This is a genomic window from Allobosea sp. NPDC003192, from assembly GCF_050275675.1.
In the GTDB taxonomy this organism is placed as follows: domain Bacteria; phylum Pseudomonadota; class Alphaproteobacteria; order Rhizobiales; family Beijerinckiaceae; genus Allobosea.
Window position 1 is genome coordinate 13,435 of the sequence record NZ_JBNNPK010000030.1, and the last position, 16,446, is coordinate 29,880.

At 64.5% G+C, this 16,446-nt stretch carries 19 protein-coding genes and 1 tRNA gene; 14 read left to right on the plus strand and 6 right to left on the minus strand.

Features of this window, described 5'->3' with window-relative positions; all coding sequences use genetic code 11:
- The first annotated feature begins 74 nt into the window (after nucleotides 1–74).
- From ACQKLX_RS27750 to ACQKLX_RS27775, 6 genes are all read left to right on the plus strand, one after another.
- A complete protein-coding gene (locus ACQKLX_RS27750) occupies nucleotides 75–1,037 on the plus strand; it encodes a FecR family protein (protein ID WP_427364784.1) in 963 nt (320 codons plus the stop codon).
- Nucleotides 1,038–1,189: 152 nt separating this feature from the next.
- Nucleotides 1,190–3,634 carry a TonB-dependent siderophore receptor gene (locus ACQKLX_RS27755; protein WP_427364823.1) on the plus strand — a complete coding sequence of 815 codons (2,445 nt, stop codon included), beginning with the start codon at nucleotides 1,190–1,192 and terminating at the stop codon, nucleotides 3,632–3,634.
- A gap of 34 nt (nucleotides 3,635–3,668) precedes the next feature.
- Complete coding sequence (locus ACQKLX_RS27760) at nucleotides 3,669–4,778, plus strand: ABC transporter substrate-binding protein (RefSeq protein ID WP_427364785.1); 1,110 nt, start codon at nucleotides 3,669–3,671, stop codon at nucleotides 4,776–4,778.
- Nucleotides 4,775–5,521: a siderophore-interacting protein gene (locus ACQKLX_RS27765; protein ID WP_427364786.1), complete on the plus strand. Its 747-nt coding sequence runs from the start codon at nucleotides 4,775–4,777 to the stop codon at nucleotides 5,519–5,521. The genes ACQKLX_RS27760 and ACQKLX_RS27765 overlap by 4 nt, the downstream gene beginning before the upstream one ends.
- Before the next feature lie 30 nt (nucleotides 5,522–5,551).
- The gene (locus ACQKLX_RS27770) at nucleotides 5,552–6,352 is read left to right on the plus strand and encodes a flavin reductase family protein (protein ID WP_427364787.1); all 801 of its coding nucleotides are present in this window, start codon (nucleotides 5,552–5,554) and stop codon (nucleotides 6,350–6,352) included.
- Nucleotides 6,330–6,494 carry a hypothetical protein gene (locus ACQKLX_RS27775; protein WP_427364788.1) on the plus strand — a complete coding sequence of 55 codons (165 nt, stop codon included), beginning with the start codon at nucleotides 6,330–6,332 and terminating at the stop codon, nucleotides 6,492–6,494. The genes ACQKLX_RS27770 and ACQKLX_RS27775 overlap by 23 nt, the downstream gene beginning before the upstream one ends.
- 252 nt (nucleotides 6,495–6,746) lie before the next feature.
- On the opposite strand, the gene ACQKLX_RS27780 is transcribed toward ACQKLX_RS27775, so the two are convergent.
- Nucleotides 6,747–6,980 (minus strand): helix-turn-helix transcriptional regulator, encoded by a 234-nt coding sequence (locus ACQKLX_RS27780; RefSeq protein WP_427364824.1) that lies wholly within the window; start codon nucleotides 6,978–6,980, stop codon nucleotides 6,747–6,749.
- A 106-nt stretch (nucleotides 6,981–7,086) separates the two neighbouring features.
- Here ACQKLX_RS27780 and ACQKLX_RS27785 point away from each other — a divergent pair, with 106 nt between their 5' ends.
- Nucleotides 7,087–7,350 carry a hypothetical protein gene (locus tag ACQKLX_RS27785; RefSeq protein ID WP_427364789.1) on the plus strand — a complete coding sequence of 88 codons (264 nt, stop codon included), beginning with the start codon at nucleotides 7,087–7,089 and terminating at the stop codon, nucleotides 7,348–7,350.
- A 64-nt stretch (nucleotides 7,351–7,414) separates the two neighbouring features.
- On the opposite strand, the gene ACQKLX_RS27790 is transcribed toward ACQKLX_RS27785, so the two are convergent.
- From ACQKLX_RS27790 to ACQKLX_RS27810, 5 genes are all read right to left on the minus strand, one after another.
- Nucleotides 7,415–8,050 carry a S1 family peptidase gene (locus ACQKLX_RS27790; protein WP_427364790.1) on the minus strand — a complete coding sequence of 212 codons (636 nt, stop codon included), beginning with the start codon at nucleotides 8,048–8,050 and terminating at the stop codon, nucleotides 7,415–7,417.
- Between the two features lie 39 nt (nucleotides 8,051–8,089).
- Nucleotides 8,090–8,812, minus strand: coding sequence for a hypothetical protein (locus tag ACQKLX_RS27795; protein ID WP_427364791.1), 723 nt, complete (start codon nucleotides 8,810–8,812; stop codon nucleotides 8,090–8,092).
- A complete protein-coding gene (locus ACQKLX_RS27800; protein WP_427364792.1) occupies nucleotides 8,809–9,612 on the minus strand; it encodes an AbiU2 domain-containing protein in 804 nt (267 codons plus the stop codon). Before ACQKLX_RS27800 ends, ACQKLX_RS27795 begins: the two co-directional genes overlap by 4 nt.
- A 95-nt stretch (nucleotides 9,613–9,707) precedes the next feature.
- Nucleotides 9,708–9,782, minus strand: a tRNA-Glu gene (locus ACQKLX_RS27805).
- 120 nt (nucleotides 9,783–9,902) lie between these two features.
- Nucleotides 9,903–11,021, minus strand: coding sequence for an alkene reductase (locus ACQKLX_RS27810; RefSeq protein WP_427364793.1), 1,119 nt, complete (start codon nucleotides 11,019–11,021; stop codon nucleotides 9,903–9,905).
- A 179-nt stretch (nucleotides 11,022–11,200) separates the two neighbouring features.
- Here ACQKLX_RS27810 and ACQKLX_RS27815 point away from each other — a divergent pair, with 179 nt between their 5' ends.
- The 7 genes from ACQKLX_RS27815 to ACQKLX_RS27845 all read left to right on the plus strand — a co-directional run bounded on the left by ACQKLX_RS27815 (nucleotide 11,201) and on the right by ACQKLX_RS27845 (nucleotide 16,445).
- On the plus strand, nucleotides 11,201–12,001 hold the full coding sequence (locus ACQKLX_RS27815) for a ComF family protein (RefSeq protein WP_427364794.1): 801 nt from the start codon (nucleotides 11,201–11,203) through the stop codon (nucleotides 11,999–12,001).
- Between the two features lie 45 nt (nucleotides 12,002–12,046).
- Entirely contained in the window at nucleotides 12,047–12,307 is a 261-nt protein-coding gene (gene grxC, locus ACQKLX_RS27820) for a glutaredoxin 3 (protein ID WP_092161499.1), read from the plus strand.
- A 12-nt stretch (nucleotides 12,308–12,319) separates the two neighbouring features.
- The gene (locus ACQKLX_RS27825) at nucleotides 12,320–13,183 is read left to right on the plus strand and encodes a carbon-nitrogen hydrolase family protein (protein WP_427364795.1); all 864 of its coding nucleotides are present in this window, start codon (nucleotides 12,320–12,322) and stop codon (nucleotides 13,181–13,183) included.
- 65 nt (nucleotides 13,184–13,248) lie between these two features.
- Nucleotides 13,249–13,746: a DUF1178 family protein gene (locus ACQKLX_RS27830; protein WP_427364796.1), complete on the plus strand. Its 498-nt coding sequence runs from the start codon at nucleotides 13,249–13,251 to the stop codon at nucleotides 13,744–13,746.
- 232 nt (nucleotides 13,747–13,978) lie between these two features.
- The gene (locus ACQKLX_RS27835; RefSeq protein ID WP_427364797.1) at nucleotides 13,979–14,377 is read left to right on the plus strand and encodes a MarR family winged helix-turn-helix transcriptional regulator; all 399 of its coding nucleotides are present in this window, start codon (nucleotides 13,979–13,981) and stop codon (nucleotides 14,375–14,377) included.
- 47 nt (nucleotides 14,378–14,424) lie between these two features.
- Nucleotides 14,425–15,738 carry an MFS transporter gene (locus tag ACQKLX_RS27840; RefSeq protein ID WP_427364798.1) on the plus strand — a complete coding sequence of 438 codons (1,314 nt, stop codon included), beginning with the start codon at nucleotides 14,425–14,427 and terminating at the stop codon, nucleotides 15,736–15,738.
- 14 nt (nucleotides 15,739–15,752) lie between these two features.
- A complete protein-coding gene (locus ACQKLX_RS27845) occupies nucleotides 15,753–16,445 on the plus strand; it encodes an SDR family NAD(P)-dependent oxidoreductase (protein WP_427364799.1) in 693 nt (230 codons plus the stop codon).
- Nucleotide 16,446 lies beyond the last annotated feature (1 nt).

Here is a 16,446-nt window from a genome sequence, read left to right on the forward strand (position 1 = left end):
GACGGGCCGAGAGATGGAGCATTGGCGCGCATGCGTCTGCGAAAACCGGCATCGCGGCTTAGGCCGACGCGCTGATGGACACGGGCCCCACTGGCACCATCGATGACGAAGCCGTCGCCTGGTTCGTCAGGCTGCGCGACGAGGAGGCGTCCGAAGCGGACCGGGCCGCCTTTGCCGCCTGGCTTGAGGCCAGTCCCGCGCACGAACAGGCCTGGCGCGAGCTCGAAGCCATTTGGGGGGCATTGGACCAGGTCGCCGCGTCGAAGTCGGCGACCGCCACGCCGACCGTCGTCGCGCTCGACGCTGCCCGGCATCGGCCCCGCTCGTCATGGCGGCCGATGGCTGCTGCCGCGATGGTCCTGCTGGCCGTGACCGCCGCCTGGCGCCTTTCGCCAGCCGGCTTGCTCTCCGACCATCGCACCGGCATCGGCGAGCGCCGCATCATCGCATTGGCGGATGGCTCGCGGGTCGAGCTCGGCCCGGCGAGCGCCATCGATGTCGAGCTCACCGGAACCCGGCGAAGCGTCAGGCTGGTCGCGGGCGAAGCTTTCTTCACGGTGGCCAGGGACACCGCCCGACCCTTCGTCGTCAGCGCCGGCCAGGGCGAGATCGCCGTGCTCGGCACCGCCTTCGATGTAAAGATCGGCCAGGGCGAAGCCGTCTCAGTCGTCGTCACCGAGAGCAAGGTCGCGGTCAGCGCAGCCGGCAGCCAGGCGGTCGGCGTCATTGCCGGCCAGGAGATCAGCTACGACCGCAACGGCGTCTCGGCTGTGCGCCCGGCCGATCTCGACGCGGCCCAGGCCTGGCGGCAGGACCAGCTCGTCTTCCATGACGCGCCTCTCGATGCCGTTCTGAGCGAGCTGCGCCGCTATCGCGGCGGCACGATCCAGCTGCTCGGCGGCGAGCTCGGCAAGCGACGGATCACCGCCGTCTTCGACGCCAGGCGTCCCGATGCGGCCCTCGAGACCATCGCCCGCAATCTCGACCTGCGCCTGTTGCGTGCGAGCGACTATTTTGCCGCGCTCGTCGCCTGGTGAAGAAAAGTCGCGCGACTGCCTAATTAGTTTTCGCCCCGCGAGCGTCTTCCCAAGCAGGGGAGCGCCAGAACGGCGCTTCGCGTGATCGCGGACAGGGGCATCGGACGATGAAGAGCGGGAACAGGGTCGGACAGCGGGCGGTCCGGCCGACGATGATGGCTGCGCTGTTGGCGAGCACGGCGCTCGGCTGTTTCGCCATGCAGCCGGTGGTCGCCCAAACGCCGGCGGCGACGAGCGCTGCGATCGACATCCCTGCCCAGGCGCTTTCTTCGGCGCTGATCGCCTTCTCGCGCCAGACCCGGATCGAGATCTTCGTTGCGTCCTCGCTCGCCTCCGGCAAGCGCTCCAGCGCGGTCTCGGGCGCGCTGGCACCGGAAGCGGCCTTGCAGCGGCTGCTCGCCGGCACCGGCCTGACCTATCGCTTCACGGGCGCGCGCTCGATCACCGTCGAGGCTCCGCCGCGCGCCGGCGCGACCGGCGCCGTGCCGGCCGGTGCGATCCCGCTCGACGAGGTGGTTGTGGAGGGCGCACGCGGGCTGCCGCCGCCGACCGGAACCATCGGCCAGCCGCCCGCTCCCTATGCCGGCGGCCAGGTCGGAACCGGCACCCGGATGGGTCTCCTCGGAAACCGCTCCGTCCTGACTACGCCCTTCAACGTCACCGGCTATACGGCGAAGCTAATCCAGGACCAGCAGGCGCGGTCGCTCGCCGATGTCGTGCAGAACGATCCGTCAGTACGCAATGACGCGCCGCCGTTCAGCGAGCGGGATTCGTTCTTCATTCGCGGCTTTTCGGTCGTCAATCTCGACACGGCCTTCGACGGCCTCGCCTATATCGCCAACCCGCGCCGCAGCGTCGTCGAAGGGATCGAGCGCGTCGAGATCCTGAAGGGCCCGACCGCCCTGCTCAATGGCGGCGTCAGCCGCATCGGCGGCACGATCAACCTCATTCCCAAGCGTGCCTTCGACGAGCCCCTGACGCGCCTGACGACCACCTATCTCAGCGACGCGCAACTCTGGACGCAGGTCGACATCGGCCGCCGCTTCGGCGCCTCCAAGGAATGGGGTCTCCGCTTCAACGGCTCCTATCGCAAGGGCGACACGCCGCTCGACAAGAACGCCATCGAAGTCGGTAATCTCTCGCTCGGGCTCGACTATCGCGGCGATCGCTTCCGCGCCTCGCTGGACCTGGCCCACTCCACCCAGAACGTCACGGCGCCGACATCGCTGTTCAACGCGGCAGCTGCGAACATCGCCATACCCAGGGCTCCGAACGGGCGCCGGAACACCTCAAGCTCGCTCGAATACAATGACAGCCGCTACAACATGGCGGCCGGCCGCGTCGAATTCGACATCCTGCCGGACACGACACTTTACGCTGCGGCGGGCGCCAGCCGCTATCTCGAGGATTTCCTGACGTCGTCCTACCAGCTCACCCGCATGGATGGCCGCGCCACCAACAGCCTCGCCATCATGCCGCTGGAACTGCAGGGCTATTCAGGCGAGGTCGGCCTACGCTCGAAATTCCAGATCGGGTTCATCGACCATCAGATCAACATCTCGGCGTCGCAATCGATCAACGAGAACTATTCGCGCGGGTTCTTCCCGCCCGCGCTGCCGACCTACCAGACCAACATCTACGCCCCCGTCCATCTGCCGCGCGATTCCGTCGCCACCTTCGGCTTCCCGCGCTCCAGCCGGCAACCGCTCTTCACCAGGCTGACGCTGCGCAGCCTGGCGATCGCGGACACGCTCTCGATCGCCGGAGACCGCATCCAGGTGACGGTCGGCGGGCGCTATCAGGACATTGACCTGCAGAGCTATGTCACGCGCCCCGTCGCCACCCGGGGCTCGCTCGCCTCGACCTACAAGGAAGGTCGCTTCAGCCCCGCGATCGCGGCAGTCATCCGCCCGACCGACAAGCTCTCGATCTACGCCAACTACATCGAAGGCCTGACCGAGGGACCGAGCGCTCCGGCGACGGCGGTCAACGCCAACCAGATCTTCGCGCCCGTCGTCAACAAGCAGACCGAGGTCGGCGTCAAATACGATTTCGGCGCCGTCGCCGTCACGGCCTCGCTCTTCGAGATCCGTCAGCCGAACGCCTATACCGACCCAGCGACGAACCGCTTCTCCGTCAGCGGCCTCCAGGTCAATCGTGGCGCTGAGTTCACGGTGTTCGGCGAGCCTTTCGAGGGCGTGAGATTGCTCGGCGGCGTCACCTTCATGGACGCAGAGCTCGCCGACACGGCCGGCGGCCGGTTCAACGGCAAGACCGCCCCGGGCATCCCGACGACCGCCATCAACCTTTATGGCGAGTACGATCTGCCCTGGGTGCGCGGGCTCACCTTCACCGGCCGGATGATCTACACGAGCAAGATGTTCTACGATCAGGCGAACACGCAGTCGGTCCCCGACTGGACGCGCTTCGACCTCGGCCTGCGCTATGCCTTCACCGGGCCGGCCGGCAAGCCCGTGGTGCTCAGGGCCAGTGTCGAGAACGTCTTCGACAAGACCTATTGGGCATCGGCCGCGCGCGGTTTCCTGGCGGTCGGAGCGCCCCGGACCTATGTGCTCTCCGCCCAGGTCGACTTCTAGCCGATCGCCTGAAACCTCTTTGGGTTCCCGACGCATGTTGCGCGCCGTCCTGCTCAGCCTGTCCCTCCTGCTCCCATCCGCCATGGCGGTGGCGAAGCAGGTGACCGACCTCGCCGGCAGGACGGTTACGGTTCCGGGCAAAGTCGAGCGCATCATCATTGGCGAGGGCCGCTATGTCCCGGCCCTCGCCATTCTTGATCGCGACGATCCGGTCGGCCGCCTCGTCGGCATGATGGGCGATTACGAGGCCGTCGATCCGGCGAGCTATGCCCGCTATCGCGCGCGCTTCCCGAAGATCGCCGAGATTGCCCGGATCGGCCGCGCCGCCAAGGAGAGCTTCAGCCTGGAGAAGGCGATCGCGCTGAAACCGCAGGTCGCGATCTTCGGGCTCGGCGGCCACGGCCCCGACACGCGCTCCGGCGAGGTGATCGCGGCTCTGGAGAAGACCGGCACGGCGATCATCTTCATCGATTTCCGCAGCGATCCGCTGGTCAATACGCCGAGGTCGCTGGAACTGCTCGGCGAGGTGCTCGGCCGCGAGAAGGAGGCGGCCGAATTCCTCGCGGTCTGGCGCGCCGCATTGGCGCAGGTCGAGGACCGGCTGAAGCAAGCGAAGCCGGCCCCCGTCGGCGTCTTCGTCGAAAGCCGCGTCGGACTCGATTCAAGCTGCTGCGAGACGATGACGCGCGGCATGATTGGCCGCTTCGTCACCGCGGCCGGCGGTTTCAATGTCGCCGAGGCGATGGTGCCGGGCGAAGCTGGCACGGTCAGCCTGGAATGGCTGATCGCCCACCCGCCGCAGGTCTATGTCGGCACCGCGATCGGCGGCGCGGCTTCAGCCGACGGCAAGCCCTGGCTCGCGCTCGGCGCGGGCGTCTCGGCGGAGCTGGCGCGCGCCAGTCTCAAGCGCTCGATGGCCCGCAACGGCATCGCCCAGCTCGACGCGGTCCGCGCCGGCCGCGCGCATGCGGTCTGGCACCACTTCTACAATTCGCCGTTCAACGTCGCGGCAGTGCAGGCTTTCGCCAGATGGCTGCACCCCGCCCTCTTTGCCGATCTCGATCCGGAAGGTCTGTTGCGCCGGCTGCACGAGCGCTTCCAGCCCTTCCCGGTCGACGGCGTCTACTGGACCTCATTACCATGACCGACATGCCCACGACGCCCGCATCCCGCCCCACCCTCGACGAATGGCTCCTGTCCGTCGTCGAGGCCTTCGACGTCGAGCCGCGCCTGCGCCGCGTAGTCTTCACCGCCGACGCGCTCGACCAGCTCGATTATCGGCCCGGCCAGGCGCTGGTGCTGCGCATGCCGCTGCCGGAGGGCGGCACCGGCCGACGCGACTACACCATCCGCGGGCTCGATCGGCAGGCGAAGCGGCTTGCCATCGACTTTGTCCTGCATGGCTCGACCCCGGCGCCGAACTGGGCGCGCGCGGCGCAAGCGGGCGACACCCTGCTCGCGCTCGGCCCGCGCGGCCGCAGCGTGATCGCGCCGCAGGCTGACTGGCACCTGTTCTGCGTCGACGAGACCGGCATGCCGGCCTTACGCCATATGCTGGAGACGGTCCCCGCCGGCACGATCGTGCATGCGCTGATCGAGACCGCGTCGGCGCAGGACGAGACACCGATCGAGACCGCCGCGGCCCTGACCAGAAGCTGGCTCGCGCGCGGAGACATCCCGGCCGGACCGAACGCGCTTGTTCTGGAAGCCCTGCGCGCCCTGCCGCTCTCCGCCGGCAGGGGCCAGGCCCATCTGATGGGCGAGACCAGCAATGTCCGCTCCTGGCGGCATCATCTGGTGCAGGCGGGACTGCCGAAAACCGCGATCACCTCCGAAGGCTATTGGCGCCCGGGCCGCATCGGCGGCCACGACCATGTCGACGATTGAGCTTGCGAGAGGCTCTGCCGTCGGCGCGAGGTGCGCCTCGAAGCCCAGGCTCGGCAGGGTCGGGAGCGCCTGCCTTCAGGCCTCGGTCCGGTAAGGATCGGCGTCGAGCTTCTTGACGAGATCGACGTTGCGCTGATGCACCGGGCAATTGCCGCCAACGAGCGTCTGGCTGTTCGAGATTGGGGTGCCGCGCGGCAGCGACCTGTCGCCTTCGGAGTTCATCAACCCACCTTCCGGCACGATGGGCCTCGGGATGACCGGGCAGACGGGGACGCGGCGATGACGGATTGCGGCACAGGATTCGATCCGCGCGAGTTGCGCAACGCCTTCGGCCTCTTCCCGACGGGTGTTGCGGTCATCACAGCGTTCTCGCAGGATCGCGCCCATCTCGGCATGACCGTCAGCTCGTTCAACACAGTCTCGCTCGATCCGCCGTTGATCCTGTTCAGCATCGTCAATACGGCACGGTCCCTGCCGCAGTGGCTGGCCGCTCGCGATTTCTGCGTCAACTTCCTCGGCGAGGAGCAAAGTCCGCTATCCACCCATTTCGCGCGGGCTCAGGGCGACAAATGGAAAGACATCCCCTGGAAGCAAGGGGATGTCGCCGACGTTCCGATGCTGGAGGACTGCATCGCGCAGCTCGAATGCCGGCTCTGGCAGCACTATCCCGGCGGCGACCACACCATCGTGGTCGGCAGGGTCGTCTCCTTCAGCTACCGGCATTCGGAGCATCTGCGTCCGCTGGTGTTCTGCGGCGGCCGCTATCGCAGCCTCGACTCCGATATCGACGCCACGGCGATACAATCCCATGAGTGGATGCTCGGCTGGTGAGACCGAGTTCGGGATCGCGGTCGCGACCGACATGGTCATCGGCATGGTTGAAGCTCTGACCACCTGGTGCGAGGACGCGGTCGGGGTATCCCTCGCAGACGTTCTGGCGACGCAGGCCAAAGGCAGCAACCAGACGGGATAGCTGATAGCGTCACTGCTATGGGTGTTCGCAGTCCAAAGCAGCGACCTAAAGATGGCACCGTTACGATCGAAGAGGCGCGCCAAGCTCTGATCGTGGCTGCCAAGATCGTCGATTATCACGGCGACCTATACCTGCCGCTCTTCGAGCGGATGGAAGAAGGCCTGATCGACTTGTACAAGCGTCAGGCCGCCAGGGAACGGGCTCGGCACATCGCCAGGACCGAGGACCTATCCGCGTACAGCGCGATAGGTATCAGCGAGCCTTCTTCAACCGCACGCCAGGCCCCTCGCCGTTCTCGGGAACGAAGATGACGCCAGCGGCCTCAAGCGCCTTCTGAATCGCTGTCAAAGTCGACGCCTTCGGATCGGCGGCGCCGCGTTCGATGTTGTTGAGCGCCGTTGTGGAGATGCCCGCGGCCTCAGCTAGAGCCGCCTGCGTCATGCTGATCATGGCGCGTGCGCCGCGGATTTGAGAAGGCTGTATCATGATACGGATATAGCGTTGAATTGATTTTTTCTCAAGCGCGCTTGACGTGATACGCAATTAACGTTACCACAAGTCTACTTGATAATTTCTCAAGCGGAGTCACCTCATGTCGAACGCACGCGTTCCGGCAGCCGCTACCGGCTTGCCTGCTTTCATCCCTGGTCTCTATCGGATGCGTGGCCTCAAAATCGGCGCTCATGCCATTCCGAGCCGTATCGTTTTCGTCGATCGGATCGAAGACGATTGCCGCGGCGAGGACTGGTACGGCGTCTGGCTCGCCAAGCCATCACCGGGAGAGCGCCCTATTCTCGAAGGTGAACTAGTGACTCTTGGCCTCGTCGAGTGCATCTACAAGCATAGACAGAATTAAAACCGGCGCGAGGTCCTGAATATGTTAGATAGCCCCTATCTCGCTTCAATACGAAGTTTAAATTTTATCCTTCTGTCACCATTATTCCCAATTCATCTTGGGCCAATTCGAGCGCAAGATCAACCGAGACGCATGATGTAAATCCAGATCTAATTGTCGTAGCAGTGCGTTCATCCAGAAGCTTTTGATCGTCTTCAAAAGTAATACCACTTGAAACAACACCAAATATATGCGGTGTAAATTTTCCATCCGCGCTTACATAAAAAGCAGGACCGCCTGAAAATCCTCGCTGAATCAGACAGTCAATTATAAATTCCTTTCTTAAAAAAGCAGAGATAATTCCTTTTCTCAGAAAGGGCAACATATGCGTTTCTTTCGCTCCCTCCGAACCTACATCAAGGTAATTCGCCCTACCTGCTGGGAAACCAGCAATAATAGCATCCATACTTAGAATTGCTTGTTTAGAACTGATTTTTATTTCAAAAATTTGCCTATGGAAGGAACCAGAAAACGACAGTAGGGCAATATCATTCCGAGTGAGCTTTTTTTCAATTTTCCATACGACAGACCAATTGATCCCTTCGATCGAAATAAGCTGCCCCGCATGAGTATGCTCCAGGACATGAGCCGCCGTTAATATAAACTCTTGATCCCCTATTTCTACAATGGTACCTGATCCGAAATTAAAATTCGTCTTCAATTTGACGACTCTATACAGAATATTAGAAGTTGCGTACATCTATCCAACCTCTTTTAACGCAGAAACATGCTGATCAAATTCTAATAGCCAATCTTCAACAAACTCAATCACACATAATGCGGTCAATATCAAAGCAAATGTACTTTCTTTATCTTGCACGTCATCATAAGACATCGTGTGATTTTGAGTATCGAGATTACCAAACAAAAAATGATGCCCCATACTGTTTGGATGACAAAACTCGCTCAGTTGATCATATATTTCTCGCAACCCTGAGACGTCAGGATATTTACTTTCAAATCCAGATAAAATGGTAACAATGTTTACAGCTCGCGTTGACGGGATTTCGCCGTACTGGGCGAGCATGGCTTCGTCACGGGTGGCGAAAATACGTTGAAAGAGCCACGCGCCAAAAGCTTCAAAATCTCGTTGCTGTAGAGCTTTCCGTGTTTTCAAGAGCAGCTCACCGAGCAGAGCGACAGTTTCCAGTAGCGCTCGACTCGCTAGCATCGCTACGACCGGCGAGGAGGCGCCCATTGCGGCCACGCACCCGTCAAAAAGGGAGACCGTTCGATATAGTAGTCCATTTTGATAGGTTTTTACTTTCCAAGCAAGTTTTGACGCTAGGTAGTCAGCGCCCTTTACCTTTTCAGATCGGGCCGCTGCTACCCTTAGGAGGCCTTTGTTGATACGATCAACAACAGATGCCTCTTCAGAAGAAAGAAATTCGGGCTTCGCTAATAGCGGTCGTGGTCGAATCATTTGCCACCTGCTCGCGGCTGACCGCTTGGCAAACGCAGTGCGTACTGCCAAAATTCTTTGCTATATTTTCTATTTAACGCCTCAATTTCAACGAGAGCAGCGTTTTCTCCGTCGATCGCAAACAAGGCGCCTGCTAAAACATCGCGGGCACAGTCGACAAGGCGGAATAGCTGGTTATAGGTCGGCATGGCGATGTACACCTCATCCATGAAGCTGTGCGCTAGTACCTTGTTGCGCATTCCGCGAAGTCGGGCGATGCCGCGGCGGCCCTGAGGGTCTCGTCGCGCTGCATCGAAGGCCGCAATGGCGTCCTTCGCAGCCTTGCGGCAGGCCGCCTCTTGGCCATCAGCAATGGACGGCATGTGGGGTATCCAATCTCGCGCCGCGCGTGCAAGAGCGTCCTGGCACCGCTTTTGGCGCAGCAGCCTCACAATAAGGGGAATAGACGCTAGGTCTCGATCGTTTGGTTTGAAGCGCTTCGATCCGGGATCGAAAAGCCGAGCTAGAGACATGGCGAGATTAAAGGTCAAACTCTGAGCGATGACGTTGTAGGTAGCCACGCCAGGCCGCTTCACGCCGCCTGTCGCTCTAACAATAGAATTTGCTTCTTCGAGGGCTGCCTCAGCGCCCAAGACGATCTCGACATCGCTATTGATAGCTTTGAGCATCACTCCCAGCCGGCGAACCGCCTCTGATCGAGTGATGGTCGATCGCTTTTTCCGCTTCCGTGCCTTCGCCACCCCGGCCTCCCTGCTGAGCCCCTCGCGGAAGTTGCCGATGACACGGCGATTCGCGCTCATGGATCAACAGCGTTGAGTCCATCTGCGTATCGCGCTGATTATTTGACGGATATTCGACGAAGGTGCCGAAAATCAATCTAGGTGATTGATTTTGCTGGCGCTCCCATGGGGAATCGAACCCCAGTTTTCGCCGTGAGAGGGCGACGTCCTGACCGCTAGACGATGGGAGCAGCGCGGCAAGGCCGTCCGTATAATCGGCGCTGGCCCGCGCTGCAAGCCCTTACGTGCCGCCAAAGACGAGAAACCTGCGGGCGGATTCCAGGACCGTCCGCAGGACTGCCGTTCTCGCCTCAGCCTGCAGCGTGCGAGCGCTCCGCCTGCGCCAACGCCGGATAATCGGTATAGCCCTTGGCGTCGCCGCCATAGAAGGTCGCGACGTCCGGCGTGTTGAGCGGGGCGTCCAGCTTCAGCCGCTCCGGCAGGTCGGGATTGGCGATGAAGAGCCGGCCGAAGGCGATGAGGTCCGCCTCGCCCTTCTCCACCGTCTCGATGGCGAGCTCGCGGGTGAAGCCGTTATTGGCGATGTAGGCGCCGCGGAAGGCCTTGCGCAGGGCCAGGTAGTCGAAGGGCAGGTAGTCGCGCGCATCGCGCGTCGCGCCCTCCACGACATGGATGAAGGCGATGCCGCGCTTGTCGAGCTCGCCGACGAGATGGCCGAACAGCGCCTGTGGGTCGGAATCACGGGCATCATTAGCAGGACTCACAGGCGAGATGCGGATGCCGACGCGCTCCTTCGGGAACACCTTGGTCACCGCGTCGACCACCTCCAGCGTCAGCCGCACGCGGTTCTCGATCGAGCCACCATAGGCGTCCTGGCGTTGGTTCGAGCCGTCGCGCAGGAACTGGTCGAGCAGGTAGCCATGGGCGCCGTGCAATTCGATGCCGTCGAAGCCGGCCGCCTTGGCGTTCTGCGCCGCCCTGACGAAATCGGCGACGATGCCGGGAATCTCGTCGAGCCTCAGCGCACGCGGCTCGGACACCTCGGCGAAGCCGCTTTCGATATAGGTCTTGGTCTTGGCGAGCACCGCCGAAGGGGCGACCGGCGCCTGGTTGCCGGGCTGCAGCGAGACATGGCTGACGCGCCCGACATGCCAGAGCTGGGCGAAGATCACCCCATCCGCCTCATGAACGGCGTCGGTCACGGCCTTCCAGCCGGCGACCTGCGCATCGCGATAGATGCCGGGCGTCCAGATATAGCCCTGGCCCTGCTGCGAGATCTGCGTGGCTTCGGTGATGATCAGCCCGGCGCCGGCGCGCTGGCGGTAATACTCGACATTGAGCGCGTTCGGCGCATCATCATGCTTGTTGGCGCGGTTGCGGGTCAAAGGCGCCATCACGACGCGGTTCTTCAGCGTGAGATCGCCGAGGCGGAACGGCGTGAACAGCTTGGCGGGGGAGGCATGACTCATCGTGGCGATCCTTGTCGCGAAGCGGCGCTAAGGCCGCAGGAGGCATCCATGGCGCCGGTCACCGCGATGCGGGCCGGAGCCGTCGCAAGGAACATAGGCGACATGGCAGGGATTGGCAGGGGTTGCCCCGCCCTGCTCGCGAGAAAGCGAAGACACTCTCCTTGCGGCCTCCAGCGCGCATGAGCCTTTCCGAAAATCCCGAACAGACTGGAAAAACCCTCTCCACGCGCTGGCTGCAGCGTGGGCGCAGCTGGCTGCGAACAGGCATCGGCAGTGCCGTCGGCCTCGTCTATCCGCCCGCATGCGTCGGCTGCCGGGCTGCCACGAGCGAGGCGCAGGGCCTGTGCGCCCAATGCTGGGCTGGGCTCGGGCTGATCGAGCGGCCCTATTGCGAGCGGCTCGGCACGCCCTTCGAGGTCGATCTCGGCCCCGGCCTGATCTCGCCGGCGGCGATCGCCGATCCACCGGTCTTCGCCCGTGCCCGCGCCGCCTGCCGCTTCGACGGCACGGCGCGCGAACTGGTGCACCGGCTGAAATATGGCGACCGCACCGAGCTATCCCTGATGCTCGGGCGGATGATGGCGCAGGCCGGCCGCGAGCTGATTACGGATGCCGATCTGATCGTGCCGGTGCCATTGCATCGCTTCCGCCTGTGGACGCGGCGCTTCAACCAGGCTGCAGCGCTGGCAACGACGATCGCCCGGCAATCGGTCCGCCCTTGCGCCCCGCGGGCGCTCGCCCGCGTCAAGCGGACGAAGCAGCAGGTCGGGCTGACGAAGGCACAGCGGGCCGACAACCTGCAGGGCGCCTTCAAGGTGCTGTCGGCCATGCGTCCGCTCGTCGAGGGAAGGCGCATCCTGCTCGTCGACGACGTGCTGACCACCGGCTCGACCGTCAACGCCGCTTCGCGCGCTCTGCTGCGCGGCGGGGCGAGCGCGGTCGACGTGCTGACCTTCGCCCGGGTCGTGACGGAAGCGTGACGGCTCCCTATATTACTGGGCGAAGCATTCTTTCGGGATAGGCTAATGCCGCAGGTCACGATCTACACCACGGGCTGGTGCCCCTATTGTCATGCCGCCAAGGCGCTTCTGACGAAGAAGGGCGTCGCCTTCGAGGAGATCGGCGTCGATGGCAAGCCGGAGCTGCGCCAGGAGATGACGGCCAAGGCCGGCGGACGCACCTCCGTGCCGCAGATCTTCATCGGCGGGCGCCATGTCGGCGGCTCCGATGACCTGCACGCGCTTGATGCCCGCGGCGAGCTCGACCCGCTGCTGAAGGCAGCCTGAGGAGACGCATTGATGACCGCGCCACGCTTCACCGCCGCCTGCGTCCAGATGCGTTCGACGCGCGATCCCCTGCGCAATCGCGATGACGCCATGCGCCTTATCCGCGAGGCCGCGGCTGCGGGCGCTCAATTCATCCAGACGCCCGAGGTCACCAATCTCTGCGAGCGCGACACCAAGGTCCTGCGCGCGACCAGCCAGACGGAGGAGGCCCACGAGGTCCTGGCCGGGCTGCGCGAGGCCGCGCGTGAGACCGGGGTCTGGCTGCAGATCGGCTCGCTCTCGGTCAGGGCCGGCGAGAAGATCGCCAATCGCGCCTATATGATCGATCCCCAAGGTGAGATCGCCGCGCGCTATGACAAGATCCACCTCTTCGACGTCGACCTGCCCAATGGCGAGACCTGGCGCGAATCCAACACCTTCTCCGGCGGAGATCGAGCAACCGTGGTGGAAACGCCCTGGGGGCTGGTCGGGATGTCGATCTGCTACGATGTCCGCTTTCCCTATCTCTACCGTGCCGAGGCCGAGGCCGGCGCCTTCCTGCTGACCGCGCCGGCCTGCTTCACCCGCCAGACCGGCGAGGCGCATTGGCAGGTGCTGCAGCGCGCCCGCGCCATCGAGAACGGCGCCTTCATGGTCTCGGCAGCGCAAGGCGGCCTGCACGAGGATGGCCGCGAGAGCTATGGCCACTCGATCATCGTCGATCCCTGGGGCCGTGTCCTCGCCGAGGCCGGCAACGAGCCCGGGCTGATCATGGCCGAGATCGACCTTGCTTTGGTCGCCGACGCCCGCCAGCGCATCCCGACCCTGCGCCACACCCGTTCCTTCGCGGTCGAGACCCGCAAGGGCGCGCAGCCCCGGCTCGATGCCGCCGAATGAGCGTGAACTTGTCGCGGAACGGCCGCGCCCCTATCTGCTGCCGTTACCGCCGGCCTTGAGTTGATATGATCCGTTACACCCTGATCTGCGACAACGCCCACGAGTTCGAGAGCTGGTTCGCGAGTTCCGGCAGCTTCGACGAACAGGCGAAGCGCGGCTTCGTCACCTGCCCGGTCTGCGACAGCGCCAAGGTCGAGCGCGCCGTGATGGCCCCGGCCGTGGCCCGGACCGATCGCGGCCCACGACCGGCTGAGCCGGCTCCGGAAGCCACTACCCCGTCGCCCGCCCCCGCTACCTCCCCTGCCCCCGCAGCCCAGCCGGCCGCGCTGATGGGAGAGAAGGAGATGGCGTTCCGCGCCATGCTGACGGCGCTGCACGAGCATGTCGCGGCGAATGCCGAGCCCGTCGGAAAGCGCTTCGCCGAGGAGGCGCTGAAGATCCATCACGGCGAGACCGAGAACCGCGCCATCTATGGCGAGGCGAGCGCCGAAGACGCCCAGATGCTGCATGAGGAAGGCGTCGAATTCCTGCCGCTGCCGCGCCTGCCGGAAGGCCGGAACTGACAGCTCACCCGCGCTGAAGCAAAGGCGCGGGGAACCCTTCTCCCGTGTGGGAGAAGGGCAGGGATGAGGGCCCGCCCTATCCAATTGAGGTCGCAGCGCCGCCGCCTCGCCTTCTATTGCAACGGCAGTCCCTCACCCCTACCCCTCTCCCATCCGGGAGAGGGGTTCCCCGCGCTCAAATTGAAGCATTCAACGCTTGCATTCCTTGCATCACGGGCATATACCCGCACCCATGTCGGTTCCCTGCATCTGCACGACCCTGCGCTCGGCCTCGCGCCGGATGATCGCCTTCTATGACGAGACGATCGCTCCGGTCGGGGTCAACATCGCGCAGTTCAGCCTGATGCGCTCGATCGCCCGCGTCGAGCCGGTGACGCTGACTGCGCTCGGCCGCCGGGTCGAACTCGACCGCTCGACCGTCGGCCGCAATGTCCGCGTGCTCGAGAAGATGGGCCTCGTCGAACTCGGCCGCGGCGAGGACCAGCGCGAGGCCACGGTCACCCTGACCGAGGCCGGCCACAAGGTCCTGGAAGACGGCGCGCCCCTCTGGGACGGCGCACAGAAGTCCCTCGACGACCGTCTTGGTGTCGACTTCATGCGGCAGCTCCACGCCGCGCTCGATTCGCTGTGATTTTCCGAAACAAATACGGGTATATACCCGCAAATAAGGAACACCCGATGCCCACCGACCTCGCCGACCAGCCACAGCCCACCGGCCTCGCCGCCGCCTTCGCCCGCCGCGGCATCCATTATGGCTGGGCCGTGGCAGCGGTGACCTTCCTGACCATGCTGGTCACCGCCGGCGCCGTCGGCGCGCCCGGCGTGCTGATCCTGCCGCTGCAGAAGGAATTCGGCTGGGCGACCTCCGAGATCTCCTCGGCGCTGGCGGTCCGCCTCCTGCTGTTCGGGCTGATGGCGCCCTTCGCCGCCGCCTTCATGAACCGCTTCGGCGTCCGGCCCGTCGCGCTGGTCGCGCTCAGCCTGATCGCGGCGAGCATCATCGGCTCCTTCTTCATGACGCAGCTCTGGCAACTGGTGCTGCTCTGGGGCTTCGTGCTCGGCTTCGGCACGGGCCTGACCGCCATGGTGCTCGGCGCCACCGTCGCGACGCGCTGGTTCGTGCAGCGCCGCGGCCTCGTCGTCGGCCTGCTCACCGCCAGCACCGCGACCGGCCAACTCGTCTTCCTGCCCCTGCTCGCGGCCCTCACCGAGCAAGTCGGCTGGCGCGCCGCCATGACCTTCGTGCTCGGCATGATCGCTCTCGCGGCGGTTGGCGTGCTCGTCCTGATGCGCGATCGGCCGGTCGATGTCGGCCTCGCCCCCTATGGCGCAACGCAGATCGTGCCGGCCCCGGCTCAAGCAGCCAGCCTCGGGGCGATGCTCGCCTCGCCGATCGTCGCACTGCGCGATGCGGCGAAGACCAGCACCTTCTGGATCCTGTTCGGCACCTTCTTCGTCTGCGGCGCCAGCACCAACGGGCTGGTGCAGACCCATTTCGTTGCGCTCTGCGGCGATTACGGCATGGCGGCCGTGACGGCGGCAAGCGTGCTCGCGGTGATCGGCATCTTCGACTTCCTCGGCACGGTCGGCTCCGGCTGGCTCTCGGACCGCTATGACAGCCGCTGGCTGCTGTTCTGGTATTACGGCCTGCGCGGGCTCTCGCTGCTGTTCCTGCCCTTCACCGACTTCTCCTTCTATGGCCTCTCGATCTTCGCGATCTTCTACGGGCTCGATTGGGTCGCGACCGTGCCGCCGACGATCAAGATCGCCGCCGACCGCTTCGGCGAGAAGGCGACGCTGGTCTTCGGCTGGGTCTTCACCGGCCACCAGCTCGGCGCTGCCTTCGCCGCCTATGGCGCCGGCTTCAGCCGTACCGTCTATGACAGCTACCTGCCGGCCTTCTTCATCGCCGGCGCGCTCTGCCTCTTCGCCGCCGGCTTCTGCATCATGATGCGCGGCGGCGAGGCCAAGCCCATTCCCGCCGCCGCCTGAACGGAGACCTTGCAATGACCTCCCTGCCCTATCGCAGCGCCCTGATCGTCGGCGCCGGCTCCGGCATCAGCGCCTCGGTTGCGCGTGCCCTGGCGGCACAAGGCGTCAAGGTCGGCCTCGCCGCCCGCAACACCGAAAAACTCGCCGCGCTCGCGGCCGAGACCGGGGCCACAACCTTCCAGGTCGATGCATCCGATCCGGCCGCCGTCGCCAGCCTGTTCGAGGCTGCCGACGCCCAAATCGGCGAGCCCGACATCGTCGTCTACAACGCCAGCGGCCGGCTGCGCGGGCCGATCGCCGAACTCGATCCGGCAGGGGTCGCGCAGGCGCTCGCCGTCACCGCCTATGGCGCCTTCCTGGTGACGCAGCAGGCGGCCAAGCGGATGCTGCCGCATGGCCGCGGCGCGATCCTGCTCACGGGCGCGACCGCCGGCATCAAGGGCTTCGCGCTGTCGGCGCCCTTCGCCATGGGCAAGTTCGCCTTGCGCGGCCTCGCCCAGAGCGCGGCGCGCGAGCTCGGGCCGAAGGGCATCCATGTCGCGCATTTCATCATCGACGGCGGCGTGCGCAGCGCGAACCGCCCCGATACGGATGACAATACGCTCGATCCGGACGCCATCGCCCAGAGCTATCTCGACGTGCTCAGGCAGCCGCGCAGCGCCTGGTCGCTCGAGGTCGAGCTCAGGCCCTGGGTCGAGAGCTTCTGAG

What these genes read in the sequence shown, in the direction of transcription:
- ACQKLX_RS27750 (WP_427364784.1), top strand. Translation starts at nt 75, where the DNA reads ATGGACACGGGCCCCACTGGCACCATCGATGACGAAGCCGTCGCCTGG.
- ACQKLX_RS27755 (WP_427364823.1), top strand. Translation starts at nt 1,190, where the DNA reads ATGATGGCTGCGCTGTTGGCGAGCACGGCGCTCGGCTGTTTCGCCATG.
- ACQKLX_RS27760 (WP_427364785.1), top strand. Translation starts at nt 3,669, where the DNA reads ATGTTGCGCGCCGTCCTGCTCAGCCTGTCCCTCCTGCTCCCATCCGCC.
- ACQKLX_RS27765 (WP_427364786.1), top strand. Translation starts at nt 4,775, where the DNA reads ATGACCGACATGCCCACGACGCCCGCATCCCGCCCCACCCTCGACGAA.
- ACQKLX_RS27775 (WP_427364788.1), top strand. Translation starts at nt 6,330, where the DNA reads ATGAGTGGATGCTCGGCTGGTGAGACCGAGTTCGGGATCGCGGTCGCG.
- ACQKLX_RS27780 (WP_427364824.1), bottom strand. Translation starts at nt 6,980, where the DNA reads ATGATACAGCCTTCTCAAATCCGCGGCGCACGCGCCATGATCAGCATG.
- ACQKLX_RS27785 (WP_427364789.1), top strand. Translation starts at nt 7,087, where the DNA reads ATGTCGAACGCACGCGTTCCGGCAGCCGCTACCGGCTTGCCTGCTTTC.
- ACQKLX_RS27795 (WP_427364791.1), bottom strand. Translation starts at nt 8,812, where the DNA reads ATGATTCGACCACGACCGCTATTAGCGAAGCCCGAATTTCTTTCTTCT.
- ACQKLX_RS27800 (WP_427364792.1), bottom strand. Translation starts at nt 9,612, where the DNA reads ATGAGCGCGAATCGCCGTGTCATCGGCAACTTCCGCGAGGGGCTCAGC.
- ACQKLX_RS27810 (WP_427364793.1), bottom strand. Translation starts at nt 11,021, where the DNA reads ATGAGTCATGCCTCCCCCGCCAAGCTGTTCACGCCGTTCCGCCTCGGC.
- ACQKLX_RS27815 (WP_427364794.1), top strand. Translation starts at nt 11,201, where the DNA reads ATGAGCCTTTCCGAAAATCCCGAACAGACTGGAAAAACCCTCTCCACG.
- grxC (WP_092161499.1), top strand. Translation starts at nt 12,047, where the DNA reads ATGCCGCAGGTCACGATCTACACCACGGGCTGGTGCCCCTATTGTCAT.
- ACQKLX_RS27825 (WP_427364795.1), top strand. Translation starts at nt 12,320, where the DNA reads ATGACCGCGCCACGCTTCACCGCCGCCTGCGTCCAGATGCGTTCGACG.
- ACQKLX_RS27830 (WP_427364796.1), top strand. Translation starts at nt 13,249, where the DNA reads ATGATCCGTTACACCCTGATCTGCGACAACGCCCACGAGTTCGAGAGC.
- ACQKLX_RS27835 (WP_427364797.1), top strand. Translation starts at nt 13,979, where the DNA reads ATGTCGGTTCCCTGCATCTGCACGACCCTGCGCTCGGCCTCGCGCCGG.
- ACQKLX_RS27840 (WP_427364798.1), top strand. Translation starts at nt 14,425, where the DNA reads ATGCCCACCGACCTCGCCGACCAGCCACAGCCCACCGGCCTCGCCGCC.
- ACQKLX_RS27845 (WP_427364799.1), top strand. Translation starts at nt 15,753, where the DNA reads ATGACCTCCCTGCCCTATCGCAGCGCCCTGATCGTCGGCGCCGGCTCC.